General features: G+C 65.7%; 27 protein-coding genes. 11 read left to right on the top strand and 16 right to left on the bottom strand.

Going from position 1 to position 26,277, the window contains the following annotated elements:
- Nucleotides 1-50: 50 nt before the first annotated feature.
- Complete coding sequence (locus tag OG921_RS11655; RefSeq protein ID WP_266112588.1) at nt 51-206, bottom strand: DUF6131 family protein; 156 nt, start codon at nt 204-206, stop codon at nt 51-53.
- A 27-nt stretch (nt 207-233) separates the two neighbouring features.
- A complete protein-coding gene (locus tag OG921_RS11660; protein WP_266112590.1) occupies nt 234-479 on the bottom strand; it encodes a hypothetical protein in 246 nt (81 codons plus the stop codon).
- Nucleotides 480-627: 148 nt separating this feature from the next.
- On the opposite strand from OG921_RS11660, the gene OG921_RS11665 reads away from it, so the two are divergent.
- On the top strand, nt 628-1,614 hold the full coding sequence (locus tag OG921_RS11665) for an NAD-dependent epimerase/dehydratase family protein (RefSeq protein WP_266112591.1): 987 nt from the start codon (nt 628-630) through the stop codon (nt 1,612-1,614).
- A 64-nt stretch (nt 1,615-1,678) separates the two neighbouring features.
- Here the strand turns inward: OG921_RS11665 and OG921_RS11670 are convergent, their stop codons facing one another.
- The 6 genes from OG921_RS11670 to OG921_RS11695 form a co-directional block, all read right to left on the bottom strand.
- Complete coding sequence (locus tag OG921_RS11670) at nt 1,679-2,635, bottom strand: alpha/beta hydrolase family protein (protein WP_266112592.1); 957 nt, start codon at nt 2,633-2,635, stop codon at nt 1,679-1,681.
- A 163-nt stretch (nt 2,636-2,798) separates the two neighbouring features.
- Nucleotides 2,799-3,608, bottom strand: a complete 810-nt coding sequence (locus tag OG921_RS11675; protein ID WP_266112594.1) for an enoyl-CoA hydratase — start codon at nt 3,606-3,608, stop codon at nt 2,799-2,801.
- A gap of 63 nt (nt 3,609-3,671) precedes the next feature.
- Complete coding sequence (locus OG921_RS11680) at nt 3,672-4,541, bottom strand: class II glutamine amidotransferase (RefSeq protein ID WP_266112595.1); 870 nt, start codon at nt 4,539-4,541, stop codon at nt 3,672-3,674.
- Between the two features lie 119 nt (nt 4,542-4,660).
- Nucleotides 4,661-7,015 (bottom strand): glycoside hydrolase family 65 protein, encoded by a 2,355-nt coding sequence (locus tag OG921_RS11685; protein ID WP_266112596.1) that lies wholly within the window; start codon nt 7,013-7,015, stop codon nt 4,661-4,663.
- Nucleotides 7,012-7,722, bottom strand: a complete 711-nt coding sequence (locus tag OG921_RS11690) for an HAD family phosphatase (protein ID WP_266112597.1) — start codon at nt 7,720-7,722, stop codon at nt 7,012-7,014. Before OG921_RS11690 ends, OG921_RS11685 begins: the two co-directional genes overlap by 4 nt.
- Nucleotides 7,723-7,788: 66 nt before the next feature.
- Complete coding sequence (locus tag OG921_RS11695; RefSeq protein ID WP_266112598.1) at nt 7,789-9,288, bottom strand: MFS transporter; 1,500 nt, start codon at nt 9,286-9,288, stop codon at nt 7,789-7,791.
- A gap of 67 nt (nt 9,289-9,355) precedes the next feature.
- On the opposite strand from OG921_RS11695, the gene OG921_RS11700 reads away from it, so the two are divergent.
- From OG921_RS11700 to OG921_RS11720, 5 genes are all read left to right on the top strand, one after another.
- The gene (locus OG921_RS11700) at nt 9,356-9,883 is read left to right on the top strand and encodes a MarR family winged helix-turn-helix transcriptional regulator (protein WP_266112599.1); all 528 of its coding nucleotides are present in this window, start codon (nt 9,356-9,358) and stop codon (nt 9,881-9,883) included.
- A 66-nt stretch (nt 9,884-9,949) separates the two neighbouring features.
- A complete protein-coding gene (locus OG921_RS11705; RefSeq protein WP_266112600.1) occupies nt 9,950-11,404 on the top strand; it encodes an MFS transporter in 1,455 nt (484 codons plus the stop codon).
- A 32-nt stretch (nt 11,405-11,436) separates the two neighbouring features.
- Nucleotides 11,437-12,126 (top strand): hypothetical protein, encoded by a 690-nt coding sequence (locus OG921_RS11710; RefSeq protein WP_266112601.1) that lies wholly within the window; start codon nt 11,437-11,439, stop codon nt 12,124-12,126.
- 140 nt (nt 12,127-12,266) lie between these two features.
- Complete coding sequence (locus OG921_RS11715) at nt 12,267-13,646, top strand: HNH endonuclease signature motif containing protein (RefSeq protein WP_266112602.1); 1,380 nt, start codon at nt 12,267-12,269, stop codon at nt 13,644-13,646.
- Nucleotides 13,647-13,745: 99 nt separating this feature from the next.
- On the top strand, nt 13,746-14,189 hold the full coding sequence (locus OG921_RS11720; RefSeq protein WP_266112603.1) for a hypothetical protein: 444 nt from the start codon (nt 13,746-13,748) through the stop codon (nt 14,187-14,189).
- A gap of 13 nt (nt 14,190-14,202) precedes the next feature.
- Here OG921_RS11720 and OG921_RS11725 read toward each other — a convergent pair whose 3' ends face one another.
- The 5 genes from OG921_RS11725 to OG921_RS11745 form a co-directional block, all read right to left on the bottom strand.
- Nucleotides 14,203-15,189 (bottom strand): glycine betaine ABC transporter substrate-binding protein, encoded by a 987-nt coding sequence (locus tag OG921_RS11725; protein WP_266112604.1) that lies wholly within the window; start codon nt 15,187-15,189, stop codon nt 14,203-14,205.
- Nucleotides 15,186-15,923 carry an ABC transporter permease gene (locus tag OG921_RS11730; protein WP_266112605.1) on the bottom strand — a complete coding sequence of 246 codons (738 nt, stop codon included), beginning with the start codon at nt 15,921-15,923 and terminating at the stop codon, nt 15,186-15,188. Before OG921_RS11730 ends, OG921_RS11725 begins: the two co-directional genes overlap by 4 nt.
- Entirely contained in the window at nt 15,923-17,272 is a 1,350-nt protein-coding gene (locus tag OG921_RS11735; RefSeq protein ID WP_266112606.1) for an ABC transporter ATP-binding protein, read from the bottom strand. The genes OG921_RS11730 and OG921_RS11735 overlap by 1 nt, the downstream gene beginning before the upstream one ends.
- Nucleotides 17,269-17,913, bottom strand: coding sequence for an ABC transporter permease (locus OG921_RS11740; protein WP_266112607.1), 645 nt, complete (start codon nt 17,911-17,913; stop codon nt 17,269-17,271). Before OG921_RS11740 ends, OG921_RS11735 begins: the two co-directional genes overlap by 4 nt.
- Nucleotides 17,914-18,038: 125 nt before the next feature.
- A complete protein-coding gene (locus OG921_RS11745) occupies nt 18,039-18,980 on the bottom strand; it encodes a TauD/TfdA family dioxygenase (protein ID WP_266112608.1) in 942 nt (313 codons plus the stop codon).
- Nucleotides 18,981-19,108: 128 nt separating this feature from the next.
- Here OG921_RS11745 and OG921_RS11750 point away from each other — a divergent pair, with 128 nt between their 5' ends.
- Both OG921_RS11750 and OG921_RS11755 read left to right on the top strand, forming a co-directional pair.
- The gene (locus tag OG921_RS11750; RefSeq protein ID WP_266112804.1) at nt 19,109-20,608 is read left to right on the top strand and encodes an aldehyde dehydrogenase family protein; all 1,500 of its coding nucleotides are present in this window, start codon (nt 19,109-19,111) and stop codon (nt 20,606-20,608) included.
- Nucleotides 20,608-20,931: a multidrug efflux SMR transporter gene (locus tag OG921_RS11755; RefSeq protein WP_266112609.1), complete on the top strand. Its 324-nt coding sequence runs from the start codon at nt 20,608-20,610 to the stop codon at nt 20,929-20,931. The genes OG921_RS11750 and OG921_RS11755 overlap by 1 nt, the downstream gene beginning before the upstream one ends.
- A 49-nt stretch (nt 20,932-20,980) precedes the next feature.
- Here OG921_RS11755 and OG921_RS11760 read toward each other — a convergent pair whose 3' ends face one another.
- Nucleotides 20,981-22,300, bottom strand: a complete 1,320-nt coding sequence (locus OG921_RS11760) for a serine hydrolase (RefSeq protein ID WP_266112610.1) — start codon at nt 22,298-22,300, stop codon at nt 20,981-20,983.
- A 195-nt stretch (nt 22,301-22,495) separates the two neighbouring features.
- Nucleotides 22,496-23,242, bottom strand: coding sequence for a class I SAM-dependent methyltransferase (locus OG921_RS11765; RefSeq protein ID WP_266112611.1), 747 nt, complete (start codon nt 23,240-23,242; stop codon nt 22,496-22,498).
- A 61-nt stretch (nt 23,243-23,303) separates the two neighbouring features.
- On the opposite strand from OG921_RS11765, the gene OG921_RS11770 reads away from it, so the two are divergent.
- On the top strand, nt 23,304-23,747 hold the full coding sequence (locus OG921_RS11770; RefSeq protein WP_266112613.1) for an SRPBCC family protein: 444 nt from the start codon (nt 23,304-23,306) through the stop codon (nt 23,745-23,747).
- 322 nt (nt 23,748-24,069) lie between these two features.
- Nucleotides 24,070-24,276, top strand: a complete 207-nt coding sequence (locus OG921_RS11775; protein ID WP_323182748.1) for a hypothetical protein — start codon at nt 24,070-24,072, stop codon at nt 24,274-24,276.
- A gap of 93 nt (nt 24,277-24,369) precedes the next feature.
- Here OG921_RS11775 and ychF read toward each other — a convergent pair whose 3' ends face one another.
- On the bottom strand, nt 24,370-25,449 hold the full coding sequence (gene ychF / locus OG921_RS11780) for a redox-regulated ATPase YchF (RefSeq protein WP_266112614.1): 1,080 nt from the start codon (nt 25,447-25,449) through the stop codon (nt 24,370-24,372).
- A 51-nt stretch (nt 25,450-25,500) separates the two neighbouring features.
- Here ychF and OG921_RS11785 point away from each other — a divergent pair, with 51 nt between their 5' ends.
- Entirely contained in the window at nt 25,501-26,274 is a 774-nt protein-coding gene (locus OG921_RS11785) for a trans-aconitate 2-methyltransferase (protein WP_266112615.1), read from the top strand.
- Nucleotides 26,275-26,277: the final 3 nt, after the last annotated feature.

Consider the following 26,277-nt stretch of genomic DNA (forward strand, 5'->3'; position numbering starts at 1 on the left):
GGTGGCGCCCGTGTGCACGGGCGCCACCGGCGCGTCAGGGGTTCGGAACTCTAGTAGTAGTGCGCGCGCCCACCCACGGCGCGTCCCATCGACCCGAGCAGCAACAGCACCAGGCCGACAACCAGAGCGATGATTCCAAGTATCCAGAGGATCTGGATACCGAAGATGAATCCCAGCACCATCAGGATGATTCCAGCGACTATCACGATCGACTCCGCTCTTGTATTCGGTTGTTACTTACTCGGTTCGGGAAGTGCGCAGTCCGTTACCTTGGGGTTGACCCCGAGGTAATTGAGCGGACCGGCGACCACGGTCAGCGCGACCGTTCCCGCTCCTGCACAGTTCATCGGCGTGTTCTCGAAATAGTCACGCTGCCAGGCAGCAAACGCGCCGATGACCAGCCATACGACGACCAGAATTCCCAGTAGACGACCGGTGCCCGCGCGCCGCAATCGAACTCCGCTGCGTGTCCGCTGCATTCGTATCTCTCCTCCTCGAAACCGTGCCGTCGTCGGCAAACCCCGGATACCCGAAATCCCGTCGGCCAAACCCGTTTCGTTCCCCCGTCGCTCAGCTTCGTCGACCCCGCGCAGGTGTCATCGGCGGCACAGGGGGAACATGCTCGGTATGGGACTCACAGTGGCAGTGACCGGACCAACCGGTGAGATTGGCGTCTCGGCGGTTGCGGCATTGGAGAACGAGCCGTCGGTGCAGCGCATCCTGGGCATGGCACGACGGCCGTTCGACCCGGCGGCGCATGGTTGGCGCAAGACCAGCTATCGCCGAGGCGACATTCTCGATCGCGCGGCGGTCGATGATCTCGTCGCGGAAGCAGACGTCGTCGTGCACCTTGCCTTTGTCGTGCTCGGCTCCCGTGCGGAGAGCGAGCGGGTCAACCTCGCCGGCACTCGCAACGTCTTCGAGGCGACATCGGCGGCGCAGCGCCCGAAGCGACTGGTGTACACGTCCTCGGTGGCCGCCTACGGTTATCACGCCGACAATCCGGTGCCGCTCACCGAGGACGTGCCGACCCGCGGTTCGGACGAGCACTACTACTCGCAGCAGAAGGCCGCGTGCGAGGCGGCGCTGCACGACGTGACAGGAGACGACACCGACCTCGAGGTGTACCTACTGCGGCCGTGCATCGTGGCCGGACCACGCGCGACTGCGCTGGCCGACGCGATGCCCTGGAACAAACTTCCGGCGACACTGCAATCGGTGACCCGTGCGGTGCCGATCCTGAAGCCGCTCGTGCCCGACCCCGGCCGGACTCTGCAACTGGTGCACCACGACGATGTCGCGAACGCTATCGCCCTCGCCGCAACCACGACCACCGCGCCGTCCGGCGCCTACAACATCGCCGGCGACGGCGACGTGAGCTTCGGCGAAGTCGTCTCGGCCCTCGGCGGCCGGCCCGTGCCGGTACCCGAGATCTCGGTAGCCGCCGCGTCCGCGATGTTGGCGCGCTTACCATTCGTGCCCAGCACGGCCGAATGGTTGCACATCGGTCGGACCTCGATGGTCATGGACATCGACAGAGCGCACGATGTACTCGGCTGGCGAGCGAAGTACACCGCGCGACAGACGCTCGATGATCTGGCCGGCGCTCGGTGACACAACAAAATCGCCCCGGTCGGCTGCTGCCGACCGGGGCGATTTGTGATGAACCGGGTGTTGCTCAGGCCCCGAGCGCCGGGCCCAGGGTGCCGAACCAGGCTTCGTGGAGCCGGTCCTGCCAGTAGTTCCACCAGTGGATGCCGTTGGCCGTGATGTGCACCTGCACCTTGGCGCCGGCGAGCTGGGCGGCCGGGACGAAGGTCTGACTGCTGATACCCGCAGCAGTCTCGAGCGGAACGAGCTGCACGAAGCGCACCGGATCGAACTGGCCGCTAACCGGGTTGACCGAGGGCTCGCTCAGCGGCGATCCCTCGCCGGCGGACACGTACACCGATTTGCCGCGCAGCGCGCCGACATTGAGCAGCGGGTCGTTGCGGATCCACGACGGCGACGGCCAGAAACCCCACATGTTCAGCGGGTTGCCACCCATCTCGGCGACCGAGGCCTGGATACCCTGGGCGAAGCCGGGCGAGCTGGCCGTCGGGTAGCCGCTGAACGAGGCGACGCCCTTGTAGAAGTCCGGGCGGTGGATCGCCAGGTTCAGCGCGGACGTGCCGCTCATCGACAGGCCGGCGATCGCGTTGTTCACGCCGTCGCTACCGAACTGCGATGCCATCACCGGCGGCAGCTCCCTGGTCAGGAAGGTCTCCCACTTCACCCGGCCGAGCTTCGGGTCGTCCCGCTCCCAGTCCGAGTAGAAGCTGCCCCCGCCACCGAACGGGATGGCGACGTTGACGTGCTTGTCGGCGAAGAACCGCTGGACGTCGGTGTTGATCAGCCAACCGTTGTCGTTCTCGGGGGCGCGCAGGCCGTCGAGAAGGTACAAGGTTGGCGCGGGTCCACCACCGGCAGCCTTGAGGACCTTCACCGGAATGTCCTTGTTCATCGCGTTGGAGTGCACGTACACCAGCGCGGTGTCCGCCTGCGCGACGCCGGTTCCGGTGAAGGTGACAGCGAAAGCTGCCGCGAGGAGCGCTACCACGGCCACTGCAAGTGACCTCACGCGACGAATCATCATTCGATATGTCCTTTGGCTTTCCCGAATCAACCGGCCGAACGGAGAATAACAGGGCCATAACGCACACGTTCAATTCGATGCTGTACCGATGCGGAAACTTCACTGTCCCACACCATTCGTCCAATTTCAGCTGTTCGCTCGTCTCGCGGAGCAAAAGCACAGGTCAGCGGGCATCCCGGAAAACCGGCTCGCGCCCCGCCTTGCGGGCCAGGGTGGCTTCCTCGAAGTTGTCGGTGAGCAATCGCACCAGCAGTTGACCGAGACCTTCGGCGTGCATATGGGCCTCGAGCGACGATGCGTCGAGCCCGGACCACAGCGTGCGTTTGGTCAGCTCGATACCGGGCCGGGAAAATTTCGTCATGCGCTCGGCGAGATCCAGGCACTCGGTGAGCAGGTCCGCGGCGGGGACGCGGCGCGAGACCAGCCCGATCCGCTCCGCCTCCTCGGCGCCGACGTCACGGCCGGTCAGCATGATCTCGAAGGCCCGAGACGTGCCGATCGCACGCGGCAGCAGGTAGGACAACCCCAACTCGCTCGCGGTCAGCCCGTTGTTGATCCCCGCGGCGCGGAAGTAGGCGGCGTCGGAGGCCACCCGTACGTCGGTGGCCAGCGCCAGGCACAGCCCGCCGCCGATCGCGGCCCCGTTGATTGCGCTGATCACCGGCTGATGCAGCCGACGCAACGTCAGCACGACGGTATCGAGCATCTCCATCGCTCGTAGCGCGATGGAAGTCTGGGTGAGGCCGTCGATACCGCCCGGGCTACCTGCGGAGGTCTGGTCGGCGCCCGAGGAGAAGCCACGCCCGGCCCCGGTCAGCACGACCGCACGGATGTCGTTGTCGTTGCTGATCGACTCCAGGGCCTCGCGCAGCGGCACCATGACGTCGAACGCCATCGCGTTCATCCGCTCGGGCCGGTTCAGCGTCACCAGCGCGATGTGCGGACGCGGATGCTCGACGACGACGTAGTTCATCCGGCCCACTCTAGAACACGTTCTAGTCGCGGACGAGGCTTGTCGACGGCCGAGGGCGCGTCGTCACCGCCCCCGCTGCGAGGCCGCCGCGTGCTTGCCGAGATCCGCGAGGGTCAGCAGCCGCGTCGGTGACCTGTCGATGATCTGCCGGGTCGTGACGCCCAGATTCGCGTCGACGTGCAGCAGCTCGCCGCTGCCCAATGGTCGCCAATCCGGGTGCTCGTCCATCCGCTCGCTGGCCAGAACCACCGCCGGGTGCTCGGCGAGCGCGGCGGAGCGCGCCCGGACGGTGCCCGCGGGGCTGGCATGTTCGAGGTGCCGATCGCCGTGCATGCCACCACTTGCACGCTCGAGCACGAACAGGTCGTGGGTGTCGGGGTAGCGCAGCGCCCACAGTTCGTCGGCAGTGGTGAGGATCAGGTTGATCGCGTAGATCGGCAGCACGTCGGCCACCCAGCGCGCCGCCGCCTCGATACCCGCCGCCACGTCACCGCCGTGTTCGTCGACTCGCTTGGTGATCAGCGCGAAGAAACGCTCGGAATCGGTGTCTCCCGAGACAAGTTCGCGATAGTCCCCCAATTCCGCCTCCAGTGCGGCGAGGTCGCCGATCACGCCGTTGTGCGCGAAGATCCGGCCGCGCTGTTCGAACGGGTGGGTGTTCTCCGGCCGCAACCCGCCGGTCGACGCGTATCGGATGTGCGCGAGAAAAGTCGCCGAGCGCCGCTCCTTCGCCTCTTCGGCGAACTCGCGATCCGCGAAGGCCGCGAGCGGCTGTTTCTCGACCACCGGCGTGCCGTCGTCGGCGAAGGTGCCCAGTCCGGTGCCGTCCGGCTCGCGGCGGCTCTGCGCGGCAAGGCTGTCCGAAGCATCCAGCAACCAGAACGTGGCGTGCACCCGCTCGGGCGATGCCGAGAGACCGAAGAGTCGACACATCGAGGAATGTCCTTCCGGCAGCCGGCGCGACCGCGTTGCATGAGCAGCACGGCCGCGTAGACCAGCAGCTCATGGTTCATCTTGATCGAGAGCAGCACCTCCGACGACGATGCGACGAGTCAGCGATCCACCCGCCGGCGGTACGGCTCGCGCCCCTTCGGCTGCACGGGGGGCCTGCGGTACGGAATCCGCTCTATCGGCAGGGTCACCGGATGGTCCTCGAGCAGGAACGGCTGACCGTGGTGTTCGAGTTCGATCGGATCGCCGGACAGCAGCCGGTAGGTCGCGCTGTCGTGGCTGATCGCGACGACGATCTTGCTGTCCCGGATCACCATGCGGAAGGACATATAGGTCAGCTTTTCGAACAGTCGGGGCGCGAAGGTGATCTTGCCACCGTAGTCGCGCATTCCGCCGAATCCCGCGACGCAGTCCATCCACGCGCCGGCCAGGGCCGCGATGTGCAGGCCGCTGCTGACGTTGTCGTGCAGGTCGTGCAGGTCGGTGAAGACGGTCTCCACCAGGTAGTCGAACGCGAGGTCGAGGTACCCCACCTCCGCGGCGACGACCGCCTGACAGCACGCCGAGAGCGACGAGTCGCGCACGGTGAGCGGCTCGTAGTAGTCGAAGTTGCGGACCTTTTGTTCGGGTGTGAAGGCGTCCCCGCGCAGGTACATCGCCAGCACGAGGTCGGCCTGCTTGACCACCTGCTTGCGGTAGAGGTCGTAGTAGGGATAGTGAAGTAGCAGCGGGTACTTGCCGACCGACGCGTCGAAGTCCCACCTGGCCTGCAGGGTGAAGGATTCGGACTGTTGGTGAACGCCGAGTTCCTCGTCGAAGGGAATCGACATCCGGTCCGCACAGCTCTGCCAGCGGGCCATCTCCTCCACGTCGACGCCGTGCTCCCCCGCCACTTCCGGCCGCCGTTTGCACACCGCGACCGCATCGCGAAGATTTTGCTGCGCAACGAGATTGGTGAAGACGTTGTTGTTGACCACGGCCGTGTACTCGTCCGGCCCGGTGACCCCGTCGATCCGGAAGTTGCCGCTGACATCGAAGTGCCCGAGGCCGGACCACAGACGTGCGGTTTCGACGAGAAGTTCCACCCCGCACTCGGTTTCGAACTCCTCGTCGCCGGTCGCGGCTAGGTAGCGCGCGGTGGCGTTGGCGATGTCCGCGGTGATGTGCACGGCGGCCGTGCCCGCGGGCCAGTAGCCCGAGCACTCGTCACCGTTGATCGAGCGCCACGGCACCATCGCACCGGTCTGACCGAGTTCGAGCGCGCGCCGCTTGGCCTTGCCGAGCGTGGCGTGCCGCCACCGCAGCACCTCCGCGGCGGCGGCCGGCATCGTGTACGTCAGCATCGGAAGCACGAAAGTCTCGGTGTCCCAGAAGGTATGGCCGTCATAGCCCGGCCCGGTCAGCCCCTTCGCCGGAATCGCGCGCGCCTGCCCACGTGCGCCCGCCTGCAAGACGTGGAAGATCGCGAAGCGCAGTGCCTGCTGCAGCTCGGCGTCTCCGTCGATCTCGATGTCGGCGTCGAGCCAGAAGTCGTCGAGGAACTCGCGCTGCTCGTGCGCCAGCGCGTCCCAGCCGGTGCGCATCGCCATCGCCAGCGCCGCATCGACCTGCGACCGCAACGCAGGGACCGATCGCCGCGCGGACCACCCGTACCCGACGTACTTGACCAGCGTGATGCGCTCGCCCTTGGGCACATGCGCGGCAACGGTCAGGCGGGCGAGGTCGCCGTCGGCACGGATGAATTGGTCCGCGGAGTTCGGGCAGTCGACCTCGTGGTCCATCCCGGCGGCGACGCGGATATTCGAATTGCGGGTGTGGTGCACCAGAACGGCCCAATTGTTGCGGCACATCGCGTAATCGGAGATGAGTGGCGATTCCAGTGCGGCGGCAAGCCGCGGGTCGTCGCCCGGCGCCGGGACGGGTTCGTTGGCCAGCAGATCGGACTGCAGGACCATCTCCATGTCCTCGCCGACCGCCTCGACCTCGTACTTGATCGCCGCGACCGTCCGCTTGGTGAACGAGACCAGCCGCTCGGAGGTGACCTGCACGGCGCGCCCGGTCGGGGACGTCCACAACGTGCGGCGGCGCAAGGTGCCCGACCGGAAGTCGAGCACGCGGTCGTGTTCGATGACCCGGCCGTAGCGCATGTCCATCGGTTCGTCTTCGAGGAGCAGTCTGATGATCTTGCCGTCGGTCACGTTCACCACGGTCTGCCCGGATTCGGGATAGCCGTATCCGCTTTCGGCATAGGGCAGTCCGCGGAACTCGAAGAAGCCGTTCAGGTAGGTCCCCGGCAGCACCACCGGTTCACCCTCGTCCAGGGTGCCGCGCAATCCGATGTGGCCGTTGGACAACGCAAGTAGCGATTCGGAGCGCTGCAGGCCGTCGTCCGGGACACCTCGCACCCGCAATGCCCACGGGTCGACCTCGAACCACGCGCTCGGCCCCGAGGTCATCGATCGAGCAATTCCGCGAGGTCGGTCACCACTACGTCGGCGCCGGCCGACCGCATCGCCGCGGCGTGCTCGGCGTTCCCCACCCGATCGACACCGACCACGTAGCCGAACCCGCCGGCCTTACCCGCCTCCAGTCCCGAGATGGCATCCTCGAAAACCGTCGCCTCGTCGGGCGCCACCCCGAACGCCTCGGCGCCGGCGAGATACGCGTCCGGAGCGGGCTTTCCGGGCATCCCGGCCGCGGCGATGTCCCGGCCGTCGATCCGCGCCCGGACGAATCTCGACAGGTCGGCGGCGTCGAGCACATCGGCGCCGTTCTTCGACGACGTGACCACACCGATCTGCAGTCCCGCCTTCTCGACCGCCTCGAGGTAACGGACCGAGCCTGGGTACGGTTCCACCTCGCCGCGCGCCACGCAGGCCAGGAACTCGTCGTTCTTTCCGGTGCCGATCGCCTCGACCGTCTGCTCGTCGACCTCGATCCGGCGCGAGCGCAGAAACGTCCGGACGCCGTCGAGCCGGGCCCGGCCGTCCACGTAGCTCAGGTAGTCCTGCTCCGTGAACGGTTCGAACCGGTCGGGATCGCGTTGTCGCAGAAAGGTGTCGAACGCCTGCTTCCACGCTCTGCGGTGCAGCACCGCTGTACTGGTCAGGACACCGTCCAGGTCGAAGAGCACGACCCGGATCGAGTCCGGCAGGCCCAACATGGGGCTGACGCTACCCGCAGCGCGGTGATCTTTCGTGCCGAATCGACGCGCTAAGGGTGCATCGCATCAAGCCGTTGCGTTGGCGTGATCCCGCTCGACGGAGTATTCCCCGGATTCCTGCCCGGCCTGCGCTTTCGCCTTCACGACCGGAATGAACAGGACGATCGCGACCGTCGCGAACGCCGCGACGGCACCGACGACGAAGCACAGCCGGAAGGCCGACTCGGTCGGGACGACCGCAGACCCGAACGGGATCGTGGACCGGGTCAGCAGCGCCGCCATGACGGCCGAGGCCGTGGTGGTGCCGACCGAGCGCATGAGCGAGTTGAGCCCGACCGCCGCACCGGCCTCGTTCATCGGCACCGACGACATGATGAGGGTGGGCATCGCCGCGTAGCCGATCCCGACGCCGGCCGAGCTGATCAGTGAGGCGAGTGCCAACTGCCACGGCGCGTGCATCAGCAGCGTCGCCGCGAGATACCCGGTGCCGAGCACTGTCGCACCGATCATCAGCGTGTACTTGGCGCCGATGCCGTTGATGAGGCGGCTCGAGACGGGCGCGAACACCAGCATCATCAGGCCACCCGGGGCCATCCAGAGCCCGGCGGCGAGCAGCGACTGCCCGAGCCCATATCCGGTCGCTGCCGGCATCTCCAGCAACTGCGGGATGATCAGTGCCTGCGCCATCATGCCGAAGCCGACCGTCAGACCGGCCAGATTGGTCAGCAGCACCGCGGGCCGCGCGGTGGTGCGCAGATCGACCAGCGGATCGGTCACCCGCAGCTCATACCAGCCCCACAGCAACAGGACCACGATGCCGCCGATCAGCAGGCCGAGCGTCTTGCCGTCGCTCCACCCCCAGGCATTGCCCTTGGTGATCGCGACGAGCGCGCTCACCAAGCCGATCGCGAGGCCGATGACACCGCCGAGATCGAGCCGACCGCCATTCTCGTCGTGCACATGCGGAAGCAGCGTCAGGACGGCGATCATCACCACGAGACCTGCACCGGCGGCGAACCAGAACAGCCCGTGCCAGTTGAAGTTCTGCGCGATCCAGGCCGACAGCGGAAGGCCGATGGCACCGCCCACGCCGAGGGTGGCGCTCATGGCCGCGATGGCGGTGGAGGTGAGGCGCGGCGGCGTGATCTCGCGAATCAGGCTGATGCCGACCGGAATGAAGCCCATCGCGAAGCCCTGAACCACCCGACCCGCAATGACGATGGGAAGGATCGACGACACTGCACAGATCAGCGAGCCGACCACCAACAGCGCCGCACTGACCGCGAGCACCCGCTGCTTGCCGTACATGTCGCCGAGGCGTCCCGAGACCGGCATCGCCACCGCGGCACCGAGCAGCGTCGCGGTGACCACCCACGACGCGTTGCCCACCGAGGTGTTGAGCAGGTGCGGCAACTCCGGCTGAATCGGGATCACCAGCGTCTGCGACAACGCTGCCATCATGCCGCCGAAGCACAGCACGATGATCGGCACAATCGCCGTCCCGAAACCCGTCTCCTCGACGGCAGCGACGTTCGGTGACGCCGGAGAATTCGTTGCGCGGTCCATCTCCCACCCTTCTTCGATAGTATGTAGCATACATATAGTTGTATGACGCACAAATCCAATGGATCCGATGCCCGATTCGGTAGATTTGTGCCGTCGTCCGACCCGGGGAGGCGTTCGAGTGGAAAGCCACACACCGTGGCCTACGGCCTTGCACGGCGAACTTGCCGAGGAACTTCGGAAGGTCACACGGCGCAAGCTCGATCTGCAGGATGGACAGCTCGAGACGTCGGCCTTTTCGATCCTGTGGATCCTCTCCGACGGGAAGCCGCGCACATTGCGTGAACTGGCCGACGAACTGTCGCTCGAACAGTCCACGGTCAACCGCCAGGTGAACAGCGCGATCCGGCACGGCTATCTCGAACGATTCGAGGTCGACGGCAGCATCAGCCGGATGATCAGACCGACCGAGCGCGGCGAGGCGGCCTTCGAGCACGACGGTCTGCAGCGGGCCGAGCGCCTGAACACGGTCTTCGCCGAGTTGCCGCACGCGACCCTCGACGCGCTGGTCTGGAGCCTGCGGGAATTCAACGACGCCTACGACGGCGTGCTCGAACGGCAGAAGCGCACCCCGCCGGGTCGGCGGACCACCGCCTGAGCGGGACTCCGCCGCGACCGCCACGTAGGGTACTTGCCGTACGCAACTATCTACTAAGGAGCGGTTGTGGCGCCGCAGCGTCTCCGGACCCCGTATTGGGTGACCTTCATCGTGCTCGCCGTGGCAACCGCGTCGTTCGCGCTGATGCAGTCGATGACCGTCCCGGTGATTCCGAGCATCGAAGCGCAGATGCACACCGATCAGACCACGGTCACCTGGGTGCTGACCGCGTACCTGCTCTCCGCATCGGTCTTCACGCCGATCATCGGGCGAATCGGCGACGCCGTCGGCAAGGAGCGCATGCTCGTCTTCTCGTTGGCGATGCTGTGCGCCGGATCGGTATTCGCCGCCTTGTCCACCAGCATCGGCCTGCTCATCGCCGCCCGTGTCGTACAGGGCGTCGGCGGCGGCGTAATGCCGTTGTCGTTCGGCATCATTCGCGACGAGTTCCCACACCACAAAGTGGCGGGCGCGGTCAGCGTGGTGTCCTCGCTGACCGCGGTCGGGTTCGGCGCCGGCATCGTCGCGGGCGGACCGATCGTGCACGGACTCGGCTACGCGTGGCTATTCTGGCTACCCGCGATCGTCACCGCACTCGCCGGACTGGCCGCACTCGTCTTCGTGCCCGAATCACCGGTACGCACACCCGGACGGATACCTGTGCTCCCGGCGCTGCTGCTGTCCGGCTGGCTGATCTGCCTGCTGCTCGCGCTCAGCCGCGCACCGCATTGGGGCTGGTCCTCTCCCAAGGTGATCGCCCTGGTCGCCCTCGCGGTCGTCATCGCCATCGCCTGGGTACTCGTCGAAACGCACGCAAAGGTCCCGCTGGTCGATATGCGGATGATGCGACTGCGCGGCGTCTGGACGACAAATCTCGTCGCATTGCTGGTCGGCGTCGGCATGTACGCCGCGTTCGGCTTCCTGCCGCAGTTCATTCAGACACCGACGCACGCCGGCTACGGATTCGGCGCCAGCGTCACCGAGTCCGGGCTGGTGATGCTGCCGATGGCAATCGCCTCATTCATCACCGGCCTCATCGCCGCGCCGCTTGCCGTACGAATCGGCCCGAAGGTGGTTGTCGTACTCGGCTGCTCGCTGGGCTCGGTCGCGATGTTCTCGATGGCGTTCTTCCACGACGAGGTGTGGCAGGTGGCCGCCGTCAGCGGGCTCGCCGGCTTCGGCGTCGGACTGACCTTCGCCTGCCTCGCCGGCCTGATCATCGCGTCGGTACCGCCCGAGCAGACGGGCGTGGCGAGCGGAATGAATGCCAATATCCGCACGATCGGCGGGTCGATCGGATCGGCGGTCATGTCGAGCATCGTTGCCGCCAAGCTGCTCCCGGACGGGTTGCCTGCCGAATCCGGGTATACCGCGGGCTTCGTCTTCCTCGGCGCCGTGTTCGTCGTCGCCGCCTTTGCCGGACTGACCATCCCGGCGTTGTCCGAGCAGGAGGTCGAGGATCGGCTGGAAGCCGAACCCACCTCGGTGGTCGGCGCGGGCGCCACACGCTTTTCACGCTGATCGCGCATCCACGCACTCGGTAGCATTGCGTCGTGACGTCGGTCTTCGAATTCGCCGGCAGCTACTGGTGGCTGGTCTTCCCCATCGGTGGCGTGGTCGGCGGCTGGGCGAGCCGAGTTGCTCGCTACAACGAGAAGCGCCGCCAGGACAAGATCGAGCTCGAAAGAGTTCGCGCGAGTGCCAAAACCGAGCAGCTGAAACTGACCCGGGCCACCAACGCCCAGATCCACAAGTCGCTCGCCGCGCACGACGCGCTCAACCAGCGGTGGTTCGACTACGAGGTCGATCTCGCGACCATCATCGACTATCCACTGATGACCGATCTTCGCGAGCCGCTGACGCTGCAATTCCATCGCGCGAAGCTGGCCGCGGACGACCTGCGCCCGGACGACCCGGGCGAGCTGTTCGATATCGACCGCTACACCGAGTACCGCGACGCGGTCCACGCCTACTCGCTCGCCTTCGACACTGCGGAACGAGAAGCGAAGCGCCGCAAGCAGTCCCATTTCAATCCGATCGAGCGTGCGGCACTGGAACGGGCACGCAAGCTGGTCATGGTCGCGATGGACGAGGCGGCCACCCCTGCGGAGCGGCAGTCCGCCTACCGCAAGGCCAGGCGCGAACTGGACGGGCTCATTGCACTGCCCGAAGTCTCGACGATGCGACTGGAACAGCGCATCGCGGGAGCGCTGGAATCGGCGCCACACACGCACACCGAGTGAGACATGCAGGTAGATGTCTCCCGTCTAACGTTGGGCCGATCGGGCGTTTCGCTCGCTCGTAGTGAGGGTTTGCTCGATATGTGAGTAACTCATTTTTGCGCCGGACGAAACCTGTCGCACCCCGTCGGTAGGCTTCGAATATGAGTTCGAAGCCGGAGGCTGCGGAGGTGCTGGAGGCACTCCGTACTGCGGTGTCCGCTGTCTCGGAATTGGACTTCGGGGGCATGTCGAACGAGGACCGTCTCAGGGTGCTGCGCGAACTCGAGAGTGTCACTCGCACGCAAGCGAGTATCGCGCACGAGGTGTTGTACCTCTTCGCGCAGCAGCGCGTTCCGGGGGAGTTCGGTGGCGAGCATTCGCATCAAGTGGTCGCGGATGCGTTGCGGATCAACCGGACTGACGCGAAGCGGCGGTTCAATACTGCCGAGGACCTCGCATCACGACGCTCGTTCACCGGCGAGCCGTTGGAGCCGGAGCTGCCCGCCACCGCCACCGCTGTGCGCGAGGGGGTGCTCGGTGACGGGCATGTGCAGGTGATCCGCTCCTTCCTGCAGCACCTCCCGGCGGCGGTCGATGCGGGGACACGGGAGCAGGCCGAGGCGCAGCTCGCCGGCTTCGCGGCGACGATGCGCCCGGACGAATTGAAGAAGATCGCGGACCGGCTTGCGGCGTATCTGAACCCCGATGGCGAGTTCTCCGATGATGATCGCGCCCGGCAGCGTGGGATCTGGCTCGGTAGGCAGGGCCCGGATTTGATGAGCAGCATCAACGGCCTGATCGATCCGGAGTTGCGGGCCTATCTGGAACCGATCTTCGCGAAGCTCGCCGCACCGGGAATGTGCAACCCGGACGACGAGGCACCCACTGTTGACGGTGAACCGAACGAGGATGAGGTCAAGCGCGATACCCGCTCGATGGGGCAGCGGCAGCACGACGCGGTGAAAGCGATGTGCCGCAGCCTGCTCGCGTCCCGCGAGTTGGGGCAGCACCGCGGGCTGCCGGTAACGGTGATCCTGTCGACCACGCTGCGTGAGCTCATCGACCTCGCTGGACCGGCGGCGACCGCGGGTGGGGCACTACTCCCGATGCCCGACCTGATCCGCCTCGCCGCCCACGCCCAGCACTACCTCACGGTCTTCGACGACGTCGACGGTCGCCCGCTCTATTTGGGCAGGAGCAAACGCATCGCAAGCCCGGATCAGCGGACCGTGCTGCACGCCCGCGACGTCGGGTGCAGCTTCCCGGGCTGCAACGTGCCGGGCTACCTGGCCGAGGCCCACCACGTCCGCGAATGGGCAGATGGTGGCCCGACCGATATCGACAACCTGACCTCAGTCTGCCCCCAGCACCACAAGCTCGCCGGCCGGAGCCCGGACCAGTGGTACACGTCCGCTGGTCCGCGCTCCCGTACCCGATGGCACCCGCCCGTACACGTCGACCCCCGACAACGCCCACGCATCAATCACTTTCACCACCCTGCCGAAGTCCTCGTCAGCGAGACGACCGATGACCCGCCCTGAGTGATCGGGTGGTCACATCCTCGCGTTTTGCCCGTGACCGGCCGTCGCGTCCCCTAGCGTGGTGACAACGACCTGTCCGGTGCGGGAGAGGAAAACGCGGTGCCGCGAATCGTCTACAACCACCACTCGGAGATTCACTTTCGCGCCAACGAGCTGATGGTCTATGTCCAGCTCGCGGCTCAGGCTCGTTTCCGAGCCGGGCAGGGCTTCTTCTTCACCGCGGGCGGCAAACACGACAACGAAGACGAACGCCGCACCGCGCGGTGGTTCCACCCGTCGATCCCGCTCGAGTTCTACTACGACGACGAGCCGCAGTTCGAGATCGAACAGGAGACCGTCGACGCGTTCATCTCGCGATCGCGATCCGAATTCGGCTTGAATCTTGCACCCGAAGACGCGTGGGTCTTCGCACGGCCGTCGGAGAAGGACGAGGACGAGTCCGACGAGGACCAGTCCGGCGACGAGGACCAGTCCGGCGACGAGAACGACAGCGGCGACAAGAACGACAGCGGCGACGAGGACGAAGCCGAGGACCGCGACTGACGCCGGCCCGCAGCTACTCGATCAGACCTTCGCTCTTCAGCCAGTCGTACGCGACGTCGGAAGGGTCCTCCCCGTCGATATCGACGCGACCGTTGAGCTCCTGCATCAGATCATCAGTGAGCCGTTCGGAGACCGGGCCGAGCAGATCCGCAATTTGCGGGTAGCGCTCGATGATTTCGCCGCGCACGACTGCCGAGCCGCTGTAGGGCAGGAAGAACTTCTTGTCGTCGTCGAGGACGACAAGGTTCAGGTTTTTGATCCGGCCGTCGGTGGTGTAGACCATGCCGAAATTGCACGGATCACTGTTCGCCGTAGAGGTGTAGACCACACCGGCATCCATGCGGGTCACCTGGTTCGCAGGAACCCCGTTCGGGGTGTTGTACGGGATGCCGTACGTCTCGAGCATGGGCAGGAAACCATCGGCGCGGCTGAAGAATTCGTCATCGACGCAGAACGTCCGCTCGGCAACCGGAAGCGCGGCGACGTCGGACAACGTCTTCACCTGCAGGCGTTCGGCCGTCGGCGTCGAGGCGCCGAACGCGTAGGTGTTGTTGAAGTTGGCCGGCGGCAGCCACTCCAGGTTGTGCTCGGCCTTCTCGATGTCGTGTACCCGCTGCCAGAGCTCTTGCGGATCCGAGATCGTCTCGGTCTGGTTGTGGTAGTTGACCCAACCGGTTCCGGTGTACTCCCACAGAATGTCGGCGTCGCCGCTTAGCTGGGCCTGTCGAGACGAGGCGGAGCCAGGCGCCCCGGTCATGTCGGTGATATTGGCGCCCGCTGCGGCCAGGTAGGTAGCGGTGATCTTGCCGAGCAGGATGCCCTCGGTGAAGCTCTTGGACGTGACCACCAGGTCCGCACCGTCCAACGGCTGGTCTCCGCCGGGCAGGCTCGCTTCGCGGAAGGTTCCCGACGAGCTCACCAAACCGCAGCCGGACAGCAATGCCACGACCGCAACAAGTGCGGAAAGAATGGTGACCAGCCGTGCTCGGGACGACCTCATGAGATGCCGCGTGGGGTCGCGGCCAGCTCGAACAGCCTGCCGAGCCAGTCGATGATCATCGCCAGCAGCGCGACCAGGATTGCGCCGGAGATGAGCAGCTTGGGCAGGAACAGCGTGACCCCGGTCGTGATCAGCGTGCCGAGACTGGTCGCGCCGATGAAGGTGCTCAGCGTTGCGGTGCCGACCAGGATGACGAGTGCGGTCCGCACACCGTTGAGGATCACCGGCACAGCGAGCGGAAGCTCTACCTGGAGCAGCGTCCGCGTGGCCGAGTAGCCGATGCCGCGCGATGCCTCGATCGTGCGCTGATCCACTTGCCGAATTCCGGTGATCGTGTTCTGCAGGATCGGCAGTATCGCGTACACGACGAGACCGACAACCGCAGTGCGGAATCCGGTGCCCAACCAGAAGGTGAACAGGACGAGCAGGCCGACGGCAGGCGCGGCCTGGCCGACGTTGGCGATATTGACCACGATGTTCTCGTACCGCTTCAACGACTTGCGGGTCAGCGCGATGCCCAACGGAATCGCGATGACGATCACGAACGCGGCGGCCGTCAGGGCGAGCTTGATGTGGTCGAGGATCGTAATTCGCAGGTTGTCCCAGCCCAGTGATGCCGACTCGGTCGGGGTCAACGTCGTTGTCGTGTACCAGCTGAAGTACCCGACGCCAACGACCACGATGATGAGCGGTTCGAACCACACATCCATCGGCAGCCGGCGCAGTCGTGTCATCACTGCGTGCCCGATCCATCGTCGGCGGTGCCGACATTCGATTCCTCGTCTACGACGACGTGCGCTTCGTCGCGGACGACCACATGGGGTTCGTCCTCGGCCGCCACCACCGGCGTCGGCGACGAATCGGATCCGTCGATGTAGCTCTCGTACGAGATCTTGCGTTCCTCGGCGCGCACATCGGCCAGCTTGGATTGAATCGTCTGCGTTACCGAGCCGATGCCGATTGAACCGATCACCGCGCCACGACCATCGGTCACCAGCGCAGCACCCTGGCTCGCGGCGAGCATGGCATCGAGCGCGTCGTTCAGGGTCGAGGACTGAGCGACGACTGCCATCCGACGATCGAGGTAGTCGGAGACGACCGGTTTCGTCGCCACCTCCGCCACCGACGGCCACGACCGCGGCCGTCCGGCCTCGTCGACGACGACCACCCACGTTTGCCCGGACGCCCGCGCACGGTCGATCACGCCCTGGGACGACTCGCCGATCCGCGCGGTGAGCACGTTGTCGTAATCGACGTCCTTCACACGGGTGACGGTCAAATACGCCAGCTTGGCCCCCGACCCGACGAACTCCTCCACGAAGGGCGTCGCAGGGTCGGTGAGGATCTCCTCCGGTGTCGCGTACTGCTGAACGTGCCCCCCCTCGGACAGGATAAGAACCTTGTCGCCGAGCTTGGTGGCCTCCTCGAAATCGTGCGTGACGAACACGATGGTCTTACCCAGCTCGTGTTGAATCGCGATCAAGCTGTCCTGCAGCCGAACCCGGGTGATGGGATCGACCGCGCCGAACGGCTCGTCCATGAGCAGGACGGGCGGATCGGCTGCGAGCGCACGGGCCACCCCGATGCGCTGCTGCTGTCCACCGGACATGTCCTTGGGCAGTCGGTCGGCGAAGATCTTCGGGTCGAGACCGACGAGATCGAGCAGGTACTCGGTCCGATCGGCGATCCGCTTCTTGTCCCAGCCGAGCACCCGCGGGATGGCACCGACGTTTTTGGCAACCGACCAGTGCGGGAACAACCCACCGGACTGAATGACGTACCCGATCGACTGCCGCAGCTTGTTCGAATCTTCTCGGGTGACGTCGCGTCCGCCGATGAAGATCCGGCCCTCGGTCGGCTCGATCAGCCTGTTGATCATCTTGAGGGTGGTCGTCTTGCCGCAGCCGGACGGGCCGACGAACGCGACGACATCACCTGCGGTGATCTCGAGATCGAGCCGCGCGACCGCCGGTTTGTCCTGGCCCTTGAAGTGCTTGACGACGCCGTCCAGCTTGATGGACGCGCCGGTGACATTGCGATCCGGTGCGGTCGGGGCGGGCCGGCTGGTCACATCGTCGGTCATTGGAGTCCCTTTGCGATGGTGAAGCGTCCGAGCAGGACGAGGAGCGCGTCGAACACCAGCGCGATAATGACGATGAGGACCGTTCCGGTCACCGTCATTTCGAGGGCATTCGCGCCACCGAGCCGGGACAGTCCGTTGAAGATCAGCGAGCCGAGGCCCGGACCGAGCACGTAGGCGACGATGGCGGCGACGCCGACGATCATCTGCGTGGAGATCCTGATGCCGATGAGTATTACCGGCCAGGCGATCGGAAATTCGACGGTCAGCAGAATGCGCCAGCGCGACAACCCGATGCCTTGCGCGGATTCGATGACCGACGCGGGCACGGAGCGCAACCCGACGATCGTGTTGCCGATCACCGGCATCGTTGCGAAGAACGCCAACATGATGAATGACGGGACCACCCCAAGCCCGAACGGGACGAGCAGAATCGCCAGCAGGGCCAGCGACGGAATCGTCAGTGCAACGCGACTCGACGTCAGGGTGAGCGCGGACACGAACGGGAGCCGATAGACCGCCACCGAGATGAGAAGTGCCGCGACGGTACCGACAAAGACCGTTTGAAACGCAAGGGACGCGTGTTGATACGTCAGGAACGCCAGCGTCTCGCCCCGCCCCTGAAGGTAATTCCACAGGTCCACTGGATTCCCATCATCAGCCACTACGGCCGGCAACTGTCTGGTGAGGTCAATATCCGCGTTGAAGGTGACAGTAACCCCCACTGCGCGCTCGGGCAGGGAAACCCGCGCGGTCGGCGAGTTGCGGGCTACGCCACGGCGGTCAGGGAACCAGTTGTGGAGTACGACTCGGCATTGCCCGCGATCACAGTGCTCGGCACGCCGTCGACGCCGACCGGGATGTCACCGGCCAGGGTGATGCGGGTGAGCTTGCGGTGTTCGGTGCCGTCGTAGTCATCGACGGCGTAGTGCTGCGTGGCGAGGTTGTCCCAGATGGCGACGTCGCCCAGTTCCCAGTTCCAGCGGACGGTGTTCTCCAGCCGCGTCACCCGGTCCTGGAACAGCCGGAACAGCGCGCGCGACTCGCCGCTGGACAGGCCGACGATCTCCTTGACGAAGCAGCCGAGCAGCAGCGCCCGTTCGCCGGTTTCCGGGTGCACGTGCACCACGGGGTGTTCGGTTTCGAAGTACCTGGACTCGAACTCGCGGCGGTACGCAACGGTGCCATCGTCCGGGCGCTGCACGGATTCGGCGGCGTAGTCGTAGGTGTTGCTGTGCCGGGCACGCAGGTTCTCGGCCAGCAGCTTGAGCGGCTCCGGCAGCACGTTGTACGCCTCGACGGTGGAGGCCCACGTGGTCGAGCCGCCGTAGGTGGGCAATGTGACCGCGCGCAGAATCGACGCCCGCGGGACACGATCGACGAAGGTGACGTCGGTGTGCCAGACGTTGGACCGGCCGCCGTGGCGAGAGTCGATGGCCAGGCTCTTCGCGCCCGCCGAGCTGAGTGTCGGGTGCGGGGTGGTCGGGTTGCCCAGCAGCTGGGCGAACTCGTACTGTCCGTCCTCGGTCAGGTGCTGCTGATCGCGGAAGAAGATCACCTTGTGCTCGTTGAGCGCCGCGCGGATGGTCGCCACCGTCGCTTTGTCCAGGTCACCGCCGAGCCTGACCCCGCGGATCTGTGCGCCGATGTGGCTACCGAGCTTTGCCACCTGCGCGGCGGTCGGCGGGTAAGCGGTGTCAACGACGGACATGGCGGGGCCTTTCGTTCGAACCGGACGATCGGCTCAGACGCAACCACCCACTGCTCGACCTGGCCAGGTTTACAGTCAGCCGGATCGAAACGAATGGAGAAATCGACGTGATCCTCGACGACGAGCCGTTGCTCGCCTCCCCCCACCTCCATGTCGACGGAACGTGGGTGGCGCCGGTCGACGGCGGAACACGCGAGATCCGCAATCCTGCCGACGGCACGGTCATCGCCAAGGTCGACGAGGCCGGTTCCGTGGATGTGGCAAGGGCGGTTGCCGCTGCCCGGCGCGCGTTCGATGCCGGTCTTTGGTCGACGCGTCCGAAGGAAGAACGGGCCGGTTTGCTGGTTCGCGTCGCCGAACTGCTGGGCGCGCACCGCAACGACGTCGCCCGTATCGAGACACTCGACACCGGGAAGACACTGCGTGAGAGCTATATCGATATCGACGATGTCATCGCGGTGTTCCGGTACTACGCAGACCTGGTCGCCAGGGAAACCGACCGGCTGATCGACACCGGGAACCCGGCGGTGATCAGCCGCGTCGTGCACGAACCGGCCGGTGTGTGTGCGCTTATCGCGCCATGGAACTATCCGCTGCTGCAGATGTCGTGGAAGATCGCTCCGGCACTGGCGGCGGGCGCCACGACGGTGGTCAAGCCGAGCGAGGTCACACCGCTGAGCACGATCGCGCTGACCCGGTTGATCGAGCGGGCCGGGGTGCCGGCCGGGGTCGTGAATCTGGTGCAGGGCGACGGCGCCGTGGTGGGGGCCGCGCTGACCGGCGCATCGGATGTCGACTTGATCTCGTTCACCGGCGGAGCGTCGACCGGGGTGGCCATCGCAAGACAGGCCGCCGAGCACGTCACCCGGGTCGCGTTGGAACTGGGCGGCAAGAATCCGCATATCGTGTTCGCCGACGCGGACCACGACAGCGCCGTCGATGCGGTGCTCACCGGCGTCTTCCTACACTCCGGGCAGGTGTGCTCGGCCGGGACCCGGCTGATCGTGCACGAATCCATCGCCGACGACTTCGTCGCGGAGCTCGCTCGTCGCGCCGCCGGGATCCGCGTCGGACCCGGCATGGATCCGTCGAGCCAGACCGGTCCGCTGGTGTCGGAGGAGCACCGCGCGAAGGTGGAAGGGTATGTGGCGCTGGGTATTGCGGAGGGTGCCGAACTGGTTGCCGGTGGGCGGCATCCGAACGATCCGCGGCTCGCGAGCGGAAGCTATTACCTGCCGACCATTTTCGACCGCTGCCGGCGCGACATGCGGATCGTGCAGGAGGAAACGTTCGGCCCGATTCTCACGGTGGAACGCTTCGCCACCGAGGCCGAGGCGATCGCATTGGGCAACGACACGTCCTACGGTCTGGCGGCCGGCGTCCGAACCGGCGACCCGGACCGCGGGGAACGGGTCGTGCGGGCGCTGCGACACGGAACCGTGTGGCTCAACGACTTCGGGCCCTACACTCCCGCCGCGGAATGGGGTGGCTTCGGCCGTTCCGGCACCGGTAGGGAACTCGGACCCAGCGGTTTGGCCGAATATCAGGAGAGCAAACACATCTGGCACAACACCACACCGGCCGTGGGCGGCTGGTTCTCGGCGGGCCCGACCACTCCGGAGCGTTGATGTCCTACCTGTTGCTCACCTGCGCCATCCTGGTGGAGGTGCTCGCCACCAGCATGCTCAAGAGCACGGACGGGTTCACCCGACTCTGGCCGACCGTCGGGTGCCTGGTCGGGTATGCGGTGGCGATCTGGCTACTCGCGCAGTCAATTTCGCACGGCATGCAGGTCAGCATCGGCTATGCAGTGTGGTCTGCGTTGGGCACCACGCTGATCGTGATTATCGGCGTGCTATTTCTCGACGAGCCGATCACGTTGCCGAAGGTTGTGGGGGTCGTGCTGGTGATTGCCGGGGTGGTCACGCTGAATCTGGCAGCCGCGCACTAGCGGCTGTCGAAGAGACCCCAATGACCGGTCGGAACACGCTTAGCCGGTACTATTTCGTCGGCGTCGGGGTGGGCGAGGGCACCAGGTTCAAGCCCTCGTAGATCTCGTCGAGGACGGTGGGCAGCAGCGCTTGTGCTGTGGTCTTGCCCTCCGGCGACAGCGTCAGATTCGTCCAAATGACCAGCGTCACATCGTTATCCGGGTCGTAGCCCATGAACGAGTTGAAGCCGGGAAGCTCGCCACCATGGTAGAACATCGCGGCTTCCGGACCGAACCGCTGATACGAGATCCCGTACCCGTACTGCTGCCCGTCGGGGTTGTCGGGGTCCTCGGCTTGACGGCTATCAACCCACTGCTGCTGGTAATCGGCGTCGAAGACCTTGCCGCCTACCAACGCTTTCATCCAGGTGGCGAGATCATCGGCCACTGAAATCGCGCCTCCTGCCGCGTAGGCATAGGACGGGTTCTGGTTGGTGTAGTCGTTCGGCTGCAACGTACCGGCCGCTGCGGCGGCCTGGATGTCGGCGGGATACGGATCGTCGGCGAGTGCGTAATACGTTCCGCCGTACATGTAGCCGTGCGAGTAGGGGGCCGGAATGGACGTGTCGGTGGGCGCGAGAAGCGACGTCTGCGTGAGGCCGACCGGGCCATACAGTCGGTCTTGGAGTTGCTCAGCAAGCGGCCGGCCGCCGGCGGCCTCGGCGACGAGACCCAGCAGTGCATAGTTGGTGTTGTTGTACTCGTATTCAGCGTCTGGTGCGAAATTCGGTGGATGCCGGAAGGAAATATCCAGTACCTCCTGCGGCGTCCAGACCCTGCCCGGGTCGGCATCCATGGCGGCGGAGAGGGCGGGGTCCATCGTGTAGTTGTAGAGTCCGCTACGCATTTTCAAAAGATTTGCGACGGTGATATTTTCCCCATTGGGAACATCCGGGACATATTTCGACACCGGATCATCGAACTTCAGTTTGCCGTCCTGGGCGAGCAACACATTCAGCGCCGCAGTCATGGTCTTGGTGTTCGAGGCGATCCGGAAGTGCGTGTTTGCCGCGGGCGGTATCTGCGCGCCGATCTCGGTGGTGCCGACCGTTGCAACGACTTGCCCCTGCGGCGAGTGCACCAGCACCAACGCCCCGGGCACTTTCAACTCGTCGGCCGCGGCCGCGACCACCGATTGAAAGGCCTGCGGATCGATGGTCTTCAGTGCGGACTCGGCCGATACGGAGCTGGTCGCAGATACCGAAGCGGATGCGCTGGCCGACTCGTCGTCGGACGAGCAGCTCGTAAGCAGGAGGGCAACGGACGCCACCAGTCCCGCGATGTGCACGTAGCGGACTCTGATTTTAGGTGTGGCCGGTACGTCCTGCATGTGGGAGACGATCATCGTCAATCACTGCCTTGGATATGGGGTTCACGTATCCGCGCCGATCGGCGAGTGAACTCTGCTTCGGCGTCGCACGCGTGGTTCAACCGTAGCGGGAGCCCGCTGCGGTAGTACAGGACCTCGCTCCGATTTCAGGATTCGCCGAACAGCGATGTTGCCGGCGAGCGACGACGAGTCGAGTTACACCGTCCCGCGGGCCGCCCACGCGGTAGCCGTCACCGTGAACGGTCCGCTCCCCAACCGCTCGCGAGCTACTGATTCGAGCCGGGCGCGCGCGTCGCCATCAAGTCGCTGGACATGCTCACCAGCTGGGCCGACACCGAATGTGTACGGCTCCCACCACTCTTCGAAGGTCGGATGCACGACATCGACCGAGATGGCGTCCTCGTGCACATCGTGCAGCCCGGCAGCCTCGAGGATGTCGGTCAGGTGCCCCCGGTGCGCCCCGGACAGCAGCGCTTCATCCGTCGCCTCGGGGCTGTCCACGTGCACCGCATCCCAGAACGGCGCCAGTGCGCCGGTCGGCCCATCCCACACACAGGCTGCGACGACACCGCCGGGCCTCGTCACCCGTGCCATGTGTCCAATGCCACGGACCGGGTTCGACATGAAGTGCACCACCAACTGCGCGAGCGCAGCGTCGAAAGCGTCTGCATCGTAAGGCAATTCCTCAGCAGTGCCCAGACGCACATCGATGTCCGGAAACCTGGCCCGGATCGCGTCGATGAACGGTGGTGAAGGATCGATCGCCGCGACCTCTGCTCCGGTCGACAACAAATACGCGGTCAGCGCACCCGGGCCGCAGCCCACGTCGAGCACCTTTCTGCCCGCTCCGACTCCGGCGAATCCCGAAAAGACCGGCGCAAGGGGGTCCGCGTAGCGGCCCATATAGCGCGTATAGGCGTCCGGCGGTACGACGAAGCTCACCAGCAAATTCTACGTCGCGAAAGCTATTGAGCCACGACGGCCATGGGTCGATACTTGGATCGTGATCAGCGTTGAGCGGTCTCTCGAGATTGCCCGACCTGCCGCTCAGGTGTTCGCGTTCGTCGCCGACCAAACCAACGCCCCGCGCTGGCAGGCTGGCGTGCACCACGTGACACGAATAGGTGACCTACCACTCGGAGTCGGTACCGAGCACGAGTTTCAACGCCGGTTCGCCGGCCGCGTCATCAAGTCACGCAGCCGCTTCGCCGAATACGACGAGGGTCGGCACGTCGCCTTCGAATTCGACGACGGCACGATTTCCGGACGTGGCTCCTACGACGTGATCGATTTGCCAGGTACCGGCGCACGACTCGTGTCGCGGCTCGATATGAAGACAGCAAGGTGGTTACGACTACTCGAGCCGCTGCTCCGACGGGTTCTGATTCACGACATCGACCGCGATGACCGCAAACTCGAGCGGTTGTTCGAGGCGTCCGCGAAGTAGGCCCTGCTGTCGGCAGGGCTCCTCGGAGTTTCGATCCACCCGCACAACGCCGCGATCCTCCGCACACCCCGCCCCAGCCCCGTCCGGACGATCGAGCCGGACCGGAGATTCGTTGTCGCCATATGGACTCGACGAACTGACGTCACCGGAGATCGCGTCGCAACACAAAGTTAGCCAAACGTAACGATCGGGCGGCGCGACCGAATTCATTGCGGGTCGACAGGATTGGATGCCGATGCGTTTCCTACCCGTCACCCGATCGGTGTGGCGATCACTCCCGACGGCACGCACGCCTACGTCACCGCCTTTTAGCCTCGACACGGTGTCGGTGATCGACACCGCCACCAACACGGTCACCGGCACCCCCATCCCCGTCGGCGACCGGCCGGGAATTGTGGCGATCAGCCCCGACGGCACCCGCGCCTACGTCACCAACGCTGCGTCGAACACGGTGTCGGTGATCTCGATAACCAAGCCGAACCCGCAGCCGCCGACCTTCGGAAGCAGCGGAAGCAGCGGAAGCAGCTAATCGCGGACGCGCGCTACTACGGCCCACTCCCGATCCGGGGGTGGGCCGTTCTCGCGTAGCGAGCTATGTAGCGCGGCGAGCTTCGACAGCCCGCTACACGTTGAACCGGAACTCCACCACATCCCCGTCCACCATCACGTAGTCCTTGCCCTCCATGCGCACCTTGCCCGCCGCCTTCGCTGCGGCCATGGACCCGGTCTCGACCAGGTCTGCAAAGGACACCACTTCGGCCTTGATGAAGCCGCGCTCGAAGTCGGTGTGGATGACGCCGGCAGCCTTGGGTGCGGTGTCGCCCTGATGAATTGTCCAGGCGCGGGCCTCTTTCGGGCCGGCGGTGAGATAAGTCTGCAGACCGAGGGTGTGGAAGCCGGCGCGGGCGAGGCCGTGCAGGCCGGGCTCGGTCTGTCCGATGCTCTCCAGCAGCTCGGCGGCCGATTCGGCGTCGAGCTCGAGCAGTTCGGCTTCCACCTTCGCGTCGAGGAACACCGCGTCCGCGGGCGCCACCGATGCCGTCAGCTCGGCCACCTTCGCCTCGTCCGTCAGCACCGACTCGTCGGCATTGAACACGTACAGGAACGGCTTGATGGTCAGCAGCGACAGTTCGCGCAGCGATTCGAGGTCGAGCGAATCCTTGACCGCGAACAGCGTCTTGCCGCTGTCGAGCACCTCCTGCGCCGCCTTGGCCGCATCGGCGATCGGCTTGCGATCCTTCTTGACCTTCGCTTCCTTCTCCAGCCGCGGCAGCGCCTTCTCCAGGGTCTGCATGTCCGCGAGGATCAGCTCGGTCTCGATCACCTCGATGTCGGCGCCCGGATCGACGCGGCCGTCGACGTGGATCACGTCGTCGTCGGAGAACACCCGCACCACCTGGCAGATCGCGTCGGCCTCGCGGATGTTGGCGAGGAACTTGTTGCCCAGGCCCGCACCCTCGGACGCGCCCTTGACGATGCCGGCGATGTCCACGAACGACACCACTGCCGGGACGATGCGCTCGGAGGAGAAGATTTCGGCGAGCTTCTCGAGCCGCGGATCGGGCAGCGGCACCACCCCGACGTTCGGCTCGATCGTCGCGAACGGATAGTTCGCGGCGAGCACGTCGTTGTTGGTCAGGGCATTGAAAAGGGTGGACTTGCCGACGTTGGGCAGGCCGACGATCCCGAGGGTAAGGCTCACGGTATTGAGATTCTACGGGCACGGGGTTCGGTCACCGACGACGATGGTCCTGTGACGGATTGGGACGGCACCGCCTACGGAAATATCAGCGAACTTCAGCGGGCGATGGCGGCGGAGTCGCTGGCCATGCTCAGCCTCGACGGCACCGAACGCGTGCTCGACGTCGGGTGCGGCGACGGTTACGTGACCGCGCAGATCGCCGACCGCGTGCCGGGCGGCGAGGTCCTCGGGATCGACCCCAGCTCACGAATGATCATCGCCGCACGCTCGCACAACGCACCGCCGACACCACGGCTGCGCTTCGAGAGTGGCGACGTCACGACCATGACGTTCGACGCCGAGTTCGACGTCGTCGTCTCGTTCAACGCGCTGCACTGGGTCCGCGACCAGGCGGCTGCGTTTCACCGCATCGCAGCCGCCCTCCGGCCCGACGGCCGCGCGCTCGTCGTGTACGTGTGCGCCGGACCACGCCGCACCATCGAGCAGGTCGGTATGTCGGTGACGGCGGATCCGCGCTGGTCGGCTGCGTTCGACGAGTTCGAGGCGCCGTTCGAGCACCCCGATCCCGCCGACTTCGACGACATCGTGAAGGCCGCCGGCCTGCAAATTCTCGACCGGAAGGTGGTCGACCGCACCTGGGAGTTCGGTTCGCGCGAAGCGTTCGCCCGCTGGTGCCGGGTCGGCTACGCGGACTGGACGGCACGACTCCCCCGCCATGAAGTCGACGAGTTCATCGCCGCGGTGGTGACGGAATACGAGCGCATCATCGGCCGGCCGGGCACGCTTGCGTTCATGCAACTGCGGGCCTCATTGCAACGCGCGTGAGCG

The organism is Aldersonia sp. NBC_00410 (assembly GCF_026342035.1).
GTDB lineage: Bacteria > Actinomycetota > Actinomycetes > Mycobacteriales > Mycobacteriaceae > Aldersonia.